General features: G+C 66.1%; 1 protein-coding gene. It reads right to left on the bottom strand.

What is annotated here, in order from left to right:
* Positions 1-551: condensation domain-containing protein (locus A5688_RS28560; RefSeq protein ID WP_131812447.1), on the bottom strand; the 551-nt coding region annotated here is incomplete at both ends.

Here is a 551-nt window from a genome sequence, read left to right as displayed (position 1 = left end):
GCGATATGATGCACCACCACCACCAACACATGCTCATCGTCGGTGACGCGGAATAGCGTTGCCCGCAACGGGATCTCGGCAGCCAGATCAAACGGGTGATGGGCCGCAGAGTCGATGGCTTCGTTCAACCGCGGTGTCGGCCAACCGCTGGCATCGACGACCTGCCACCCGACATCGGCCCGCTCAACCGGCACCACCACCTGTTGGGGTGTGCCCTCGGGCGCCGGGAACAGCGTGCGCAGGCTCTCGTGGCGAGCCACCACATCGGCGAAGGCGACGCTCAGCGCATCAGCATCTACGGGTCCGTCCAGCCGCAACACCGCGGCCATGTTGTAGACCGGTGACGGACCTTGGAATTGGTCGAGGAACCACAACCGGTTCTGGGCAAACGACAACGGAACCACCGCCGGTCGCTCCCCCGCGACCAGTGGCTGCCTTCGATCGGTGCCCTCGCCGATCCGCGGCGCCAGCTGGGCCACCGTCGGTGCCTCGAACACCGCACGCACCGAAAGGCCTTCATCCACAGCGGCATTGATGGCCGCGATCAGCCG

Origin of the sequence: Mycobacterium mantenii, from assembly GCF_001667865.1 — a bacterium.
Taxonomy (GTDB): domain Bacteria; phylum Actinomycetota; class Actinomycetes; order Mycobacteriales; family Mycobacteriaceae; genus Mycobacterium; species Mycobacterium mantenii_A.
This window is presented reverse-complemented; position numbering and strand designations above follow the sequence as displayed.